13 protein-coding genes and 1 riboswitch are annotated in these 14,231 nt (G+C 72.4%); of the genes, 6 read left to right on the top strand and 7 right to left on the bottom strand.

Annotated features, from left to right (window positions below; translation table 11 throughout):
• Window positions 1–13 precede the first annotated feature (13 nt).
• The 4 genes from ACIRGB_RS32285 to fahA form a co-directional block, all read right to left on the bottom strand.
• The gene (locus tag ACIRGB_RS32285) at window positions 14–241 is read right to left on the bottom strand and encodes a ferredoxin family protein (protein ID WP_030145386.1); all 228 of its coding nucleotides are present in this window, start codon (window positions 239–241) and stop codon (window positions 14–16) included.
• Window positions 242–282: 41 nt separating this feature from the next.
• Window positions 283–1,071 carry a GntR family transcriptional regulator gene (locus ACIRGB_RS32280; RefSeq protein ID WP_403872417.1) on the bottom strand — a complete coding sequence of 263 codons (789 nt, stop codon included), beginning with the start codon at window positions 1,069–1,071 and terminating at the stop codon, window positions 283–285.
• Window positions 1,072–1,280: 209 nt separating this feature from the next.
• A complete protein-coding gene (locus ACIRGB_RS32275) occupies window positions 1,281–2,219 on the bottom strand; it encodes a M56 family metallopeptidase (RefSeq protein WP_403872415.1) in 939 nt (312 codons plus the stop codon).
• A gap of 382 nt (window positions 2,220–2,601) precedes the next feature.
• Window positions 2,602–3,828 carry a fumarylacetoacetase gene (gene fahA / locus ACIRGB_RS32270; protein WP_403872413.1) on the bottom strand — a complete coding sequence of 409 codons (1,227 nt, stop codon included), beginning with the start codon at window positions 3,826–3,828 and terminating at the stop codon, window positions 2,602–2,604.
• A gap of 321 nt (window positions 3,829–4,149) precedes the next feature.
• Between fahA and ACIRGB_RS32265 the strand changes: the two genes are divergently transcribed.
• A complete protein-coding gene (locus ACIRGB_RS32265) occupies window positions 4,150–4,959 on the top strand; it encodes an HAD family hydrolase (RefSeq protein WP_403872412.1) in 810 nt (269 codons plus the stop codon).
• 23 nt (window positions 4,960–4,982) lie between these two features.
• Here ACIRGB_RS32265 and ACIRGB_RS32260 read toward each other — a convergent pair whose 3' ends face one another.
• Window positions 4,983–5,474 carry a transglycosylase SLT domain-containing protein gene (locus ACIRGB_RS32260; protein ID WP_403872410.1) on the bottom strand — a complete coding sequence of 164 codons (492 nt, stop codon included), beginning with the start codon at window positions 5,472–5,474 and terminating at the stop codon, window positions 4,983–4,985.
• Window position 5,475: 1 nt separating this feature from the next.
• Window positions 5,476–5,632, bottom strand: a riboswitch (cyclic di-AMP (ydaO/yuaA leader).
• Between the two features lie 783 nt (window positions 5,633–6,415).
• Here ACIRGB_RS32260 and ACIRGB_RS32255 point away from each other — a divergent pair.
• From ACIRGB_RS32255 to ACIRGB_RS32235, 5 genes are all read left to right on the top strand, one after another.
• A complete protein-coding gene (locus ACIRGB_RS32255) occupies window positions 6,416–7,426 on the top strand; it encodes a polyprenyl synthetase family protein (RefSeq protein ID WP_403872408.1) in 1,011 nt (336 codons plus the stop codon).
• Window positions 7,427–7,683: 257 nt separating this feature from the next.
• Window positions 7,684–8,961 carry an outer membrane lipoprotein carrier protein LolA gene (locus tag ACIRGB_RS32250; RefSeq protein WP_403872406.1) on the top strand — a complete coding sequence of 426 codons (1,278 nt, stop codon included), beginning with the start codon at window positions 7,684–7,686 and terminating at the stop codon, window positions 8,959–8,961.
• 52 nt (window positions 8,962–9,013) lie between these two features.
• The gene (locus tag ACIRGB_RS32245; protein WP_403872404.1) at window positions 9,014–9,997 is read left to right on the top strand and encodes an ABC transporter ATP-binding protein; all 984 of its coding nucleotides are present in this window, start codon (window positions 9,014–9,016) and stop codon (window positions 9,995–9,997) included.
• Window positions 9,984–10,919 (top strand): ABC transporter permease, encoded by a 936-nt coding sequence (locus tag ACIRGB_RS32240; protein WP_403872402.1) that lies wholly within the window; start codon window positions 9,984–9,986, stop codon window positions 10,917–10,919. The genes ACIRGB_RS32245 and ACIRGB_RS32240 overlap by 14 nt, the downstream gene beginning before the upstream one ends.
• Before the next feature lie 205 nt (window positions 10,920–11,124).
• Window positions 11,125–12,441 (top strand): tetratricopeptide repeat protein, encoded by a 1,317-nt coding sequence (locus ACIRGB_RS32235; RefSeq protein WP_403872400.1) that lies wholly within the window; start codon window positions 11,125–11,127, stop codon window positions 12,439–12,441.
• A 69-nt stretch (window positions 12,442–12,510) separates the two neighbouring features.
• Here ACIRGB_RS32235 and ACIRGB_RS32230 read toward each other — a convergent pair whose 3' ends face one another.
• On the bottom strand, window positions 12,511–13,488 hold the full coding sequence (locus tag ACIRGB_RS32230; protein ID WP_403872398.1) for a M28 family metallopeptidase: 978 nt from the start codon (window positions 13,486–13,488) through the stop codon (window positions 12,511–12,513).
• A gap of 219 nt (window positions 13,489–13,707) precedes the next feature.
• A complete protein-coding gene (locus ACIRGB_RS32225) occupies window positions 13,708–14,178 on the bottom strand; it encodes a VOC family protein (RefSeq protein ID WP_403872396.1) in 471 nt (156 codons plus the stop codon).
• Window positions 14,179–14,231 lie beyond the last annotated feature (53 nt).

Below are 14,231 nucleotides of genomic sequence, written 5' to 3'. Positions count from 1 at the left end.
GGGAGTCGGCCTCTCACCGGAGCAGGTAGGGCATGTTGACCGTGACCGCCCCGGTGGGGCAGCGGGCGGCGCACGGGCCGCAGTACCAGCACTCGTCGACGTGCATGTACGCCTTGCCGTTGCGCTCGTCGATGGCGAGGGAGTCCAGCGGGCACATGTCCACGCAGAGCGTGCAGCCTTCGATGCACTTCGACTCGTCGATGGTCACGGGCACGTCGGCCCGCTGGGGCGCCAAGGGCATGGCTGTCTCCAGGGAGGGTGCGCGAAAGGGGGTTCAGCGGGTCACAGGGACCGGTGCAGCAGACCGCTCATCGCGATGCGGTCGCCGCGGAAGCGGACGAACTCCAGGTCGACGGGGCGGCCGTCGGCGAGGTGGGTGAGCCGTTCCAGCATGAGGACCGCCGTGCCGCGCGGTGCCTCCAGTACGGCGGCGGAGTGCGCGTCGGCGGTGACGGCCTCCAGGGTGATCTCGGCGTGGCCGAGCGGCCGGCCGGTGACGGATTCCAGGAGACGGAACACGTCGGTGTTCTCCAGGTCCGCGCCGAGCAGCGTGGTCCCGATGTCGAGGGGGAGGTAGGTGAGGTCCAGGGAGAGCGGGACGCCGTTGAGGCGGCGCAGGCGTTCGATGTAGAGGACGTCGGCGCTGGGCGGGACGCGGAGGCGTTCGGCGACCGGGGCGGGAGCCGGGACGGGGACGGTGGTACGGACCTCGTTGGTGACGCGGCCGTGTTCGTGCAGGGTCTCCGCGAGGCCCATCAGCCGGTCGAGCCCGTGGGCGTACTTGCGGGCCACGACCACGGTGCCGATCCCGGGCCGGCGGGCCACGAGCCCTTCGGCGCGCAGCAGATCGAGCGCCAGGCGGACGGTGTTGCGGGTGGTGTCGTAGTCGGCGGCGAGGGTGTCCTCGTGGGGCAGGGTGCCGTCGGGGAAGGCGTCGTCGAGGAGCTGGCGGCGGAGCAGGTCGGCCAGTTGCCGGGCCCGGTCGGCGCGCAGCCGACGCCGCGTGCGGTGGGCGGCGACGGTGGTCGCGCCTTGACCGGCGTGGTCTCGGATGCGTGCGGTGGGCGGCATGGCTGGAACCATACCTATCCAGTGGGATTAGTGGTGTTGCGGGAATGTTGCGCCACCTGGGGCTCCGCCGGTTGTGGGGGTGAGCTGGGGTTTCTGCCCGGCGTGGGGGAGTTCTGCCACCGTGGCTCTCACCCCGGCTCTCACCCTGGCTGCCACCGTGGCTCTCACCGGGGCGCCGAGTGGAGGGGTGGGTGCCCGTGGCTGTGGGGTTACGTCAGGGCCGTCAGGCCCGGGGCGAAGGTGATCAGGAGGGGGAGGAGCGGGACCAGGGCCGCTGTCGCCGTGGTCAGGGCGCGGTGGCGGCGGGGCAGACGGGGTTGGGGCTCCAGGAGGCGGTCGACCCGTTCGCCGAGGAGGCGGTGGCTGGAGGCGCAGGACAGGACGCCGCGGTGCTGGTTCAGCTCGATCAGGGCGAGCGCGGTGGTCAGGTGGCCGCAGCGCCGGGAGGCGGTGTCGTCGGCCGAGAGTTCGACCAGGCGGTGGGTCTGGTCGCAGAAGTGGGCGAAGAGCGGGACGCTCGGGAACCCGGTGGCCAGGGCGGTCGACAGGTGCAGCAGCCAGTCGTGGCGGGCCCGGGCGTGGCCGCGCTCGTGGGTGAGGACGGCGTCCAGCTGGTGGTCGGTGAGGCGGTGCAGGGCACCGGTGGTGACGATCAGCTGCGGCGGACTCCCGGGCATCCACCAGGCGTCCGGGTACTCGTCCTCCAGCACCAGCAGCGGCCCGCGGGCGGCGGGCAGTCCGGCGGGCAGGTCGGGGGCGCGCTCGCGCAGATGGGCGCGGGACCGGGCGCGCCGGCGGCGGGCCTCGACGAGTTCGCGCGCGAGCATCGCGGTCGTCCAGGCGGCCCCGGCCGCCAGCAGCAGGGTGAGGACAGCCGCCCAGAACGGACCGGCGGAGAGGTTGTACGCCGCGGTCACCGCGGGCGGCGCCGGTGCGAACAACTGGGCGCGGACCGTCCCGAAGACCGCGGCGGCACCGAGGACCAGAGCCGTCAGACAGCACAGCAGCACGGTGGCGACCAGGCACTGCCACACCCACAACCCGACCACGGGGTCCCGCTCGGGCCACGCGGAACGGGTCAGCGCGCGCGGCACCGGCACCGCGGCGGTCACGGCGACGACGAACAGCAGGAGCAGGCAGACGGTCATGCCACTGGCTCCGGATCCTGGTCGAGGATGGGCGGCTCTGGCTGTACAGGGGCTGTGCTGGGCCGGGCCGTGCGCGGACACCGCCCGACGCCAGTATGACGGGGCCGGGTGGCGGGAGTCAGGTGTCGACGGGCACGGGTTCCGGAATGGGTGCCCCCACCGACCGGTCGGCGGGAGCCTCCCGACCGCACGCGTCGCCGCACGCCGCCGGGGGCACTCCTCGCGTCCGCGTGGCCGCATGTGCCGCCGGGGTCTCGCTCGCGTCCGCGTGGCCGCATGTGCCGCCGGGGTCTCGCTCGCGTCCGCGTGGCCGCATGTGCCGCCGGGGTCTCGCCCGCGCCCGCGTGGCCGCATGTGCCGCCGGGGTCTCGCCCGCGCCCGGTCAGACGTCCCGGCCGACCACCCGCCCGGTCACCTCTCCCAGCCCCACCCGGACCCCGTCCGGTCCCGGGGCCCAGGCCGTGAGGGTCACCACGTCCCCGTCCTCCAGGAACGTCCGCTTGCCGTCGGGCAGTTCCAGCGGGTCGCGGCCGTTCCAGGTCAGTTCGAGCAGCGATCCCCGCTCCCGCTCGGCCGGCCCGCTCACCGTGCCCGAGCCGTAGAGGTCGCCGGTGCGCAGCGAGGCGCCGTTGACCGTCATGTGGGCCAACTGCTGGGCGGCCGTCCAGTACATGGTGGAGAACGGCGGCTCGGAGACGACGTGGCCGTTGAGGGCGACGGAGATCCGCAGGTCGTAGCCGCCGGGGCCGTCCTGGTCGTCGGCGGTGTCGTCCAGGTAGGGCAGCAGCTCGTGCGTGCGCTCGGGCGGCGCCACCCGCGCCTCCTCCAGCGCGTCCAGCGGGGTGATCCACGCCGACACCGACGTGGCGAAGGACTTGCCGAGGAACGGGCCGAGGGGCACGTACTCCCACGCCTGGACGTCCCGCGCGGACCAGTCGTTGAGCAGGCAGAGCCCGAAGACGTGCTCGCGGAAGTCGCCGAGCGCCACCGGACGGCCCGGTGCGGACGGCACCCCCACGACGAAGCCGACCTCGGCCTCGATGTCGAGGCGTACGGAAGGGCCGAAGACGGGAGCGGCGTCGGCCGGTGCCTTGCGCTGCCCGGACGGGCGTACGACGTCGGTGCCGGACACGACGACCGTGCCGGAACGGCCGTGGTACCCGATCGGGAGGTGCTTCCAGTTCGGGGTGAGGGAGTCGGCGGCGTCGGGGCGGAAGATCTGGCCGACGTTGCGGGCGTGGTGCTCGGAGGCGTAGAAGTCGACGTAGTCGGCGACCTCGAAGGGCAGGTGCAGGGTCACCGACGACAGCGGATGGAAGAGCGGTTCCAGGACCTCGCGGTGGGAGGGGACCGTCACCCACGCCGTCAGCGCGCGCCGCACGTCCGACCACGCCGTCCGCCCGGCCGCCAGCAGCGGGTTGAGGGTGGGCCGTGCGAGCAGGGAGGCGTACGGCGAGCCGAGAGCGTGGGCCGCCGCGCCCGCGTCGAGGACGTGGTCGCCGAGCCGGACGCCCACCGTCCGGTCGCGCGAGCCGGGGATCGAGAACACGCCGTACGGAAGGTTGTGCGGACCGAAGGGATCGCCCTCGGGGACATCGAAGGGGGGCATCAGGTGCTGCCTCGCTTTCGTGCTCGCCATGTGCGCCGTGCGCGCCGTGTCTGCGTGGTCGGGCCACACGTTACGGCTGACCCACCGGTCTTGGGCAGTGCGACCGGAGGTGGCGGCGCCCGGGACGGGATCTTGACGCGGTGGTGTGCACGGGGACCGGTGTACAGGCCCTGACCCGGCTTTAGCCGATGATGTGTCAGGTTTTGGGCAGGATCGGGCGCACTCGTGCATCCTCATTCCAGTTCGAGCGCATTCGCTACGCCCTCGTTCGGAAGCGGTCACGGGTGAGTCGGACGGGTGCGGTGTCCGTATTCTCTGATCATGGACCGCACCGCATATTCCCTCGTCGCCACCGACCTGGACGGCACGCTGCTCCGCGGCGACGACACCGTCTCCGACCGGTCGCTGGCCGCGCTGGCGCGGGTCGCCGGGGCGGGGGCGCGGCACCTGGTGGTGACGGGGCGGCCGGCCCCCCGGGTGCGCCCCCTGCTGGACCGGCTCGGCGGCACGGGACTCGCGGTGTGCGGGCAGGGCGCGCAGGTGTACGACGCCGGGGCGCACCGGATGCTGTGGTCGGTCACCCTGGACCGGGAGCTGGCCGAGACCGCGCTCGGCAAGATCGAGGCCGAGGTGGGCCAGGTGCACGCCGCCGTCGACCAGGACGGCGTCGACGGCCTGACGCTCATCGAGCCGGGCTACCTGATGCCCCACCCGACGCTGCCCGCGGTGCGCGTCGAGCGGCGCGAGCAGCTGTGGTCCAGGCCGATCAGCAAGGTGCTGCTGCGCCACCCCGAGCTGACCGACGACGAACTGGCGACGACGGCGCGCGCGGTGGTCGGTTCCCTCGCCACGGTCACCATGTCGGGGCCCGGCACCGTTGAGTTGCAGCCCTGCGGCATCACGAAGGCGACCGGCCTGGCGCTGGCCGCCGAGCACCTGGGCCTCGACCGGCGGCGGACGCTCGCCTTCGGGGACATGCCCAACGACATCCCCATGTTCCACTGGGCGGCCCGCGGCGTCGCCATGGCCGGCGCCCACCCCGAACTCAAGGCGGTGGCCGACGAGGTCACCACGACGAACGAGGACGACGGCGTGGCCGTCGTCCTCGAGCGGATCTTCGGTACCTCTTAGGCGAGGACCGGGCGGCGTACGGCTCAGTACGCGCTGAAGACGTTGTCCATCGAGCCGTAGCGGTCGGCCGCGTAGTTGCAGGCGGCGGTGATGTTGGCGACCGGGTCGTACGGGTCCCAGGAGGTGCCGGGCACGTGGTACGCCTGGAAGGTCGGGTCGATCACCTGGAGCAGACCCTTGGACGGGGTGCCGTTGACGGCGTTGATGTCCCAGTTGTTGATGGCGAGCGGGTTGCCGGAGGACTCCCGCATGATGTTGCGGTGAATGCCCTCGTAGGTCCCGGGGATGCCGTGCTGGGCCATGATGGCGAGCGACTCGCGGATCCAGCCGTCGAGGTTGTCCGGGTACGTCGTGGCCGCCTTGGCGGCGGTCGTGGCGGCGGCCGGGGTGGCCGCGGAGGCGGTGGTGGCGCCGATGAGCGGCAGCGCGAGCACCGCGGCGCCGGTGCCGGCCACCGCGAGCTTGCGGACGAGGCGGCTGGTGCGGGCGTGACGGTTCTGACCGTTGGCAGACATGTGTCCCTCTCCTTACGCCTACGAGGTGAGCTGTCGGGTTCGGGCGGGGAGGTGCCCGGCCGCGCCCCTGACGGGTACGGCTTCACCCCGAGCCGCTCCGGTGGTGACCGGTGCGGCGACTTACCTGGGTCCCCCGCTCCTGCCGGCGAGTGTGTTGGGTGGATGACTGTGCGACGGGCGGTGGCAGGATTCGGCGTCCGCCCGACAGGCCGGGAACGTATGCGAGAGCACATGTCCGGAACAAGTGCAGGAATCACCCAACGTGCCTGTTGACCTTGGTCTGAGGCGTTTGAGGCTCTTGATCCTTTGCTGTTGCCAAGCCTCAACTGGCTTGCGGGGCAAAGGGAGGGCACAGGTTCGGGCGGGGTTGCCTGCGGGCGGCCCGGAGTGAGCCAACTCACTGGCCTCAGTAAGCACGGCAAAACGGGCATTCGACTCAACTAGGCGCCAACCGGCCGCAGGTGGGGACGGCTTCGGGTGTCGAGCGGCGGGAGGAGGGAAGCGGGGTGGGGAGTGGACCGCCGGGGAGGCGCCTGCCGGTCCTGCCGGGCGGCCGTACGCGGACCGGTGCGAGCGGGTGTGCGCGGGCCGGTGCGTGTGGGCCGTTGCGCGCGGACCGGTGCGGGCCGGTACGGGCGCGTGTGGCGATCGGGTGACGTTCTCGAAGTGCGGGCCGTTGGGAGGAGTGGTGGGATCTTCGGTGGCGGCTTCCGGCCCGTCCGCCCTCCTGATCCGGCTCGTCCCCTCTGGCGATATCAATCAAAATCTGCTCATATCACCTGATCAAAAACATACCGTTCATGATCCGATACCGACCAGCCTGTAACGGTGGGCGCTAGCGGTGATCGAAACGTGACCGGATACGCTGACTTGAGTGGTGGCAGCGACCTATCGACAAACCAGGTAATCGCCAGTAGACACCAGCAGACAGGAGACCCCTCGTGACCGTCGTCGGGCCGTTCGGGCTGAGCGTGCGGGACCAGGCTCTGGAAGCCGATGTCCAGGCCGGATTGGTTGCTGTCGAGGAAGGGTTGCTCGAGGCAACCAAAAGCGAGGTGCCGTTCATCACGGAGGCCGCCCAGCACCTGGTGCGGGCCGGCGGGAAGCGGTTCCGGCCGCTGCTGGTGATGCTCTCGGCCCAGTTCGGCGACCCCTACGCCCCCGGGATCGTGCCCTCGGCCGTGGTGGTGGAGCTGACCCACCTCGCCACGCTGTACCACGACGACGTGATGGACGAGGCCGCCGTGCGGCGCGGGGTGCCCAGCGCGAACACCCGCTGGGGCAACTCGGTCGCCGTCCTCACCGGTGACTTCCTGTTCGCCCGCGCCTCGCAGATCCTCGCCGACCTCGGCCCCGAGGCGGTCCGTGTCCAGGCCCTCGCGTTCGAGCGGCTGGTCACCGGCCAGATCCTGGAGACGGCCGGCCCGCAGGACGGCCGCGACCCGGTCGACCATTACCTGGACGTGCTGGGCGGCAAGACGGGATCGCTGGTGGCGGTCTCCTGCCGGTTCGGCGCGATGATGTCCGGCGCCGACGAGACGGTGGTCGACGTGCTGACCCAGTACGGCGAGCGGCTCGGTGTCGCCTTCCAGCTGGCGGACGACGTCCTGGACATCGCCTCCGACTCCGACGAGTCCGGCAAGACGCCCGGCACCGACCTGCGCGAGGGCATCCCCACCCTGCCCGTGCTGCGGCTGCGCGAACGGGCGGCCCGGCGGGGGCTCGCCGAGGACGTCGCGCTGTGCGAGCTGCTCGACTCCGACCTGAGCGACGACGCGCGGCACGCCGAGGCGCTGCGCCTGCTGCGCGCCCACCCCGCGCTGGAGCAGGCCCGCAAGGACACCGTCCGGTACGCCAAGGACGCCCGGGCCGCGCTGGCCCCGCTGCGGGAGTGCGACGCGAAGGCCGCGCTGATCGAGCTGTGCGACGCGGTGGTGCACCGGGCCGGCTGACGGCCCTGCGGCCCGTGGCGCGCCGTCCGTCGCTCGTCGCCCCCTACGGGCCGGTGGACCCGCCGCCCCTCCGTGTCATCCCGCAGGAGTAGGCGGAGTTGAGCCCGCGGTCTGACGCTTGTGCTCCGGTGATTTGGTCAGATAGACACCACGGAAAAACACCAATCCTCACCGATTCGGGTGAGAATGGCGGCTCACGGGTGAACCGAGTGCGAGGTCGCGAGACAGCCGCCGCCGACGACGGAGGTAGGGCACACATGGCACCGATCGATACCGACGACAACACGACCGCCGGGGAGGGCGAGGAGCTGCGGGCCGGACGGCGCAAGGCCGCGCGGTACGTCGTCCCGGTCGCGGTGATCGGAGTGGCGGCCGCGACGATCGGGCTCGTCCCCGCGCTCGCCGACTCCGGCGACCCCGACCTGCCGAAGGTCACGGCGGAGCAGCTCATAGAGAAGATCGCCAAGTCGGACGTCCAGCAGCTGTCCGGCACCGTGCGCATCAACACCGACCTCGGCCTGCCGGACCTCGGCGGGCTGGAGAGCGGCCTGCTGTCCGGAATGTCCGGCGGCCCGGGCTCCGGTGGGGACGGCGAGGGCTCCGCCGCCGACCCGTCGGCCAAGCTCACCGAGCTGGCGTCCGGCAGCCACACGCTGCGCGTCGCGGCCGACGGCCCCGACCGGCAGAAGCTCTCCCTGCTGGAGAACGCCGCCGAGTACAGCCTGATCCACAACGGCAAGGACGTCTGGGGCTACGACAGCGGGTCCAACGAGGTCTACCACTCCACCGCCGCCGACGGCACCGAGCGGCCGGGGAAGGAAGTGCCCGGCAAGGACGCGCCGGGCAAGGACGTGCCCGGGAAGGACGTGCCGGCCACCCCGAAGGACTTCGCCGACCAGGCGCTCAAGGCGATCGACGACACCACGTCCGTGACCGTCGGCGGCACCGCGCAGGTGGCGGGCCGGGACGCCTACCGCCTGGTCGTCGAGCCCAAGCAGGACGGGTCCACGGTCGGTGCGATCACCGTGGCCGTGGACGCCGAGACCGGCACCCCGCTGAAGTTCACCCTGACCCCGGCGAGCGGCGGCGCGGCCGTCGTGGACGTGGGCTTCACCAAGGTCAGCTTCGCGAAGCCGGACGCGTCGACGTTCGACTTCACGCCGCCCGAGGGCGCGAAGGTCACCGAGGCCGACGAGACCGGCCAGAAGGCCAAGGCCCCCGAGCACGGGCGCGAGGCCGAGCGCGACCTCGCCGAGGGGCTGGACGGCCTCAAGGTCATCGGCGAGGGCTGGAACTCGATCGCCACCTTCGACACCGGCGCCGGCGGCGGCCTGCCCACGGCGCCCGCGAGCGGCGACCTCGGCGACCTCGGCGGCTTCCTCGGCTCCTTCGGCGACCAGGTCAAGGGCGACTTCGGCTCGGGTACGGTCTTCAAGACCCGCCTGGTCAACGCCCTGATCACGGACGACGGCAAGGTCTACGCCGGTGCGGTCACCAAGGACGCCCTGGTGAAGGCGGCCGACGCCGCCAAGTAAGGCCGGCGCAGCACCCCCACCCGTACGGCGAAGAGCACGAAAGAGGGAGCCGATGGCCGAACCGTCCGCCGCGGAGCCGGAGCGCCCGGACCAGGAGAGCGCGGATGACGCCGTCATCGCCACCCGCGCGCTCACCAAGCGCTACCGCGGCGGACAACTCGCCGTCGACGGTCTGGACCTGACCGTCCCGGCGGGCAGCGTCTTCGGCTTCCTCGGGCCCAACGGCTCCGGCAAGACCACCACCATCCGCATGCTGATGGGACTGATCGAACCCACCTCGGGCAGCGCCCGGGTCCTCGGCCGGCCCATGCCGCGCGCGTCCCGCACCGTACTGCCCAGGGTCGGCGCCCTCATCGAGGGCCCGGCCCTGTACGGCTTCCTCTCCGGGCGCGACAACCTGCTGCGCTACGACGCCGCCGACCCGACCGCCGACCCGCGCACCCGGCGCGAGCGCGTCGCGGCGGCGCTGGACCGGGTGGGCCTCGCGGCCGCCGGCGGCAAGAAGGCGAAGGCGTACTCGCTCGGCATGAAGCAGCGGCTGGGCCTCGCCGCGGCGCTGCTCCAGCCGCGCCGGCTGCTCGTGCTGGACGAGCCGACCAACGGACTCGACCCCCAGGGCATGCGCGAGATCCGCACCCTCGTACGCGAACTGGCCTCCGACGGCACCACCGTCTTCCTCTCCTCCCACCTGCTGGACGAGATCGAGCAGGTGTGCACCCACGCCGCCGTGATGGCACAGGGGCGGCTGATCACGCAGGGCGCGGTCGCCGACCTGGCGGCCGGGGCGCGCGGCCGGCTGGTGGTGACCACACCGGACGCGGGCGAGGCCGCCCGGGTGCTGAAGGAGCAGGGGGCCGCGGACGTGGTCGTCGACGGGGACCGGGTGACGGCGGAGCCGCCGGAACACGACCTCGCCGAGATGAACGCGGCGCTGGTCGCGGCCCGGGTCCGGGTAAGGGGCTTCGCGCTGGAACGGGCCTCGCTGGAGGACGCGTTCGTGGCGCTGACCGGGGAGGGCTTCGATGTCGCGGGCTGAGGTGCGGGGCGAGCCGGTGGGGGAGTCCGAGCCCACGGCGTCGCGTGCCGCGCCGGACCCGGGTGCCGCGCGGACCCCGAGTCCGCTGTGGTCCCTCGGCCTGCTCCGGAGCGAACTGCTGATCACCTTCCGACGCTGGCGGACCCTCGCCCTGCTGGCCGTGCTCGCCGCCGTGCCGGTCCTGGTGGGCATCGCCGTGAAGATCGAGACGAGCGACGGTTCCTCGCTCGGCGGCGGCGGTGGCGGCGAGGGACCGGCGTTCATCTCGCAGGTCAGCAACAACGGGCTGTTCCTGGTCTTCACCGCGCTCGCCGCGACCCTCCCGTTCTTCCTGCCGATGGCCATCGGCGTCGTCGCGGGCGACGCGATCGCGGGCGAGTCGAGCGCCGGCACGCTCCGCTACCTCCTGGTCGCCCCGGCCGGCCGCTCCCGGCTGCTGCTCACCAAGTACGCGACGGTGATCGCCTTCTGCCTCGCCGCCACCCTGGTGGTCGCCGTCTCGGCGCTCGCGGTCGGCGCGCTGCTGTTCCCGGTCGGTGACCTGACCACCATCTCCGGCACCCGGATCACCTACGCCGAAGGTCTGGGACGGGCACTGCTGATCGCCCTGGTCGTGGCCGCCTCACTCGTCGGCATCGCGGCCCTCGGCCTGTTCGTCTCCACCCTGACCAGCAGCGGCATCGCGGCGATGGCCACCACGGTCGGACTGCTGATCACCGTCCAGATCCTCGACCAGATCCCCCAGCTCGACGCCCTCCAGCCGTACTTCTTCTCGCACTACTGGCTCTCCTTCGCCGACGTGCTGCGCGAACCGGTCTACTGGGACGACCTGGTGAAGAACCTCGGCCTCCAGGCCCTCTACGCCGCAGTCTTCGGCTCGGCAGCCTGGGCCCGCTTCACGACCAAGGACATCACCGCGTAGCCCGGCGCCCGCCTGCTCGTACGGGTACCGTGCGAACGGCGCCTCCGGGCGGCGTGACCTCCTGGAACGAGCCTGTGACACCCCGGTGACGCGAGAACCGGGGGCGAGCGGAGAGACTCGACGGTAGGTGTACGACAGGCATGACAGGCTCTGGACGGCAGGGAACGGGAACCGCCGACGGAAGCCGCCGATGAGTGGGGGAACGATGTCTCGACTCGGCCGCGACAAGCAGCGGGAAGACGAGCGTGCCGAGGGCTCGCCCGGTTCCGCGGCGACGCCGATCGACGTCCGCGTGCCGGAGGGCGACTCCGGGGCACGCGGCGCCACGGTCGACGGTTCACTGGTCGTCGCGGCCCCGGGCGAGGAGATCCAGAACGCCGTCCTGAACCGCCTCCACCGCCTCGCCCTCGCCGCCGGCCACCCCGTCCTCGCCACGATTCACGACCATCGCCTCGGCTACTCCGTGCCCCTCCGGGTCGATCCGGACGGCTCCAGCCACCTCGCGGCGGAACCGGTGCCGACGGCGCCCGAGGAGACTTCGGTGCAGGCACCCACGGAAGCGTCCGTGGAGGCACCTGCCGAGGTACCCGTACCGCAGGACCGGCTCACGCAGGTCCTGCGGTCGGTGGCGCCGGTCCCGGACAGCGTGCCGACGTTCACGCTGCGCGCTCTGCCGGAACCGGCCGGGGGCACGCCGCCCGGAACGGTGGCGCCGCCGACGGGTGAGTTCGGGCCGCCGCCCCGCATGGAGGCCGCTTCCACGGCCGGTGCCTCGCAGGACGCGGGGCCGCGGCCGACGCCAGGCATGCCCGGCCCCTTCGCCATCGCACCGGAGCCGATTCCCGCAGCCGTACCAGCACCAGCACCAGTACCGGTTCCGGAGCCGATACCGGCACCGGCACTCGCCCCCGAGCCGGAAGCCGCCCCCGTCGCCGACCTCGGCCCCCGCCCGGGCCCGTACTCCGATCCCGATCCCAAGCCCACGCCGGCCCGGGGCTTCGACGCCGTGGCCGAGGCCGTGCTCGGGGACGCCCCGCTCACCGCGCCCGGTGACGCCACCGCCCCCGCCCTGCTCGCGGAGCCGACGGTCCGCATCAACGAGGCCGTCAAGGAAGGGCGTACGGAGGTCGCGGCGCGACTGGCGGAGGAGACGGTGACGGAGGCGTCGAGCACGCTGGGGCCGGAGCACCCGGAGGTACTCCGGCTCCGTGAACTCACGGCGTACATCGCCTACCTGTCGGGCGACCCGGACCGCGCCTTCCAGGTCTCCCTCGACCTGGCCCGGATACACCGGCGCTCGGGCGACGCCGAGGCCGCGTACGGCAACGTCCAGAGCGCGGCGACCGCCTGGCGTGCCGTACGCGACCCCGCGCGGGGCCTGGAGCTGGGGGACGACCTGGTCGGCCTGTGGGACGAACTCGCCGCCGAGGACGGCCCGGCCGCCGAGGACGCCGAGGAACTGGAGTCCGCCCGTGCCCGCATGGGCCGCCTCACCCGACGCGTCGGCGCCCAGGCGGGCTGACGCCGACCGGAGGGTGCTGGGTGGACCCGCCCCGCCCGGACGGACGACGCCCATGCGGGGCCCGCCGCTCTACTGCGACAGTTCCCAGACCGCGTACGCGATGGCGTCGCTGTTGCGGTCCAGAGCCGTGTCGTTGATGTTGGCGGTCGTGTCGCAGGACGAGTGGTAGCAGCGGTCGAACGGCTGGCCCGCGGTGCCGCCCCACTTGGCCGCCTGCGCGGACGTCTTGCGGTAGTCCGCGCCGCTGAAGAGACCGCCCACGGGGACGCCCGCGTTCTTGAAGGGCGCGTGGTCGGAGCGTCCGTCGCCCTCGGTCTCGATCTCCGTGGAGATGCCCAGACCGGCGTAGTAGTCCTTGAACGTCTTCTCGATCGTGGGATCGTCGTCGTAGACGAAGTAACCGGGATTGGGCGAACCGATCATGTCGAAGTTCAGATAGCCGCTGATCTTCGCTCGCTCGGTGGAGCCGAGGCTGTTGACGTAGAAGCGGGAGCCGACGAGTCCCAGCTCCTCCGCGCCCCACCAGGCGAAGCGCAGGTGCTTGGTGGGCTGGTAGCCGGACCGGGCGACGGCGAGCGCGGTCTCCAGGACGGCCGAGGAGCCGGAACCGTTGTCGTTGATGCCGGGCCCGGAGGTGACGCTGTCCAGGTGTGACCCGGCCATGACAACCTGACGCGCGTCGCCACCGGGCCAGTCCGCTATCAGGTTGTACCCGGTGCGTCCCGAGGCGGTGAACTGCTGGACGCGGGTGGTGAATCCGGCCGCGTCCAGCTTGGCCTTCACGTAGTTGAGGGAGGCCTGGTAGCCGGCGCGGCCGTGGGCGCGGTTGCCGCCGTTCGCCGTGGCGATCGACTGGAGTTGCGAGAGATGGGCCTTGACGTTGGCTATCGGTATGTCGGGTGCGGCAGCGGCAGCGGCAGCGGCGGTGGCAGGAGCGGTGGGGTGCGCGGGCGCGGTGGCCGCGCCCGCGGCCGAACCGCCGGACACCAGGGTGGCGACGGCGACGGCTCCGGCCGTCAGCGCGCGCCCGGACAGGAGGAGCTTCATGTGGGGGGCTCCGAATTCCTAGGGGGTCCCTGGGGAGGGGACTCCGCAGTGAATGGGGTGCCTGGATGGTGCGGGCGGGACTGACCACCCGTCAAGACCGCTATTCGGCCACGGTGTCACACATACCGGAAGCCCCCTGGTCGCACTCGGTCCCAACCAGACCCAACCAGACCCGACCGGTCGCACTCCAACGCGACCGGTCGGCCCCCGCCGGTCGTCCTAGTGCACGCAGAACTCGTTCCCCTCGGGATCGGTCATCACCACCCACTCCCCGCCCGGCTCCGTCACCTGCCGCTGCACGCTCGCCCCCAGTGCCTGGAGCCGGGCGACCTCCTCCTCCCGCCGGCCGTCCGGCGCGTGCACGTCGAGGTGGACCCGGTTCTTGACCGTCTTGGCCTCGGGCACGCGCTGGAACAGCAGCCGCCGCCCCAGCCCGGTGCCGCTCTCCTCCTGGAAGGGGTCGTCGGGGTGGCGTACGGCGGCCAGGTCGCGCCAGGCGCGGCGGCCGTGGGACTCGACCGTCAACTCCGCCGGCACCGCACCGAAGCCCAGCAGTTTCTCGATGAGCGCGCTGTTGTCCTCCACCTCGTAGTGGAGGGCCGCGGCCCAGAAGTCCGCCTGGGCGTGCGGGGCCGCCGCGTCGATGACGATCTTGATGTGCAGGGGAGTGGGTCTCGAGGACGATGTCATACGACCACTTATAAGGCAGGGCGCCTTCTCTCGCCGGGAGATGCCGCACCAGG

It is taken from the genome of Streptomyces sp. NPDC102490, assembly GCF_044765285.1.
In the GTDB taxonomy this organism is placed as follows: Bacteria; Actinomycetota; Actinomycetes; order Streptomycetales; family Streptomycetaceae; genus Streptomyces.
Note: the sequence above shows the minus strand (reverse complement) of the source record. Positions and strands in the feature narration are given on the sequence as shown.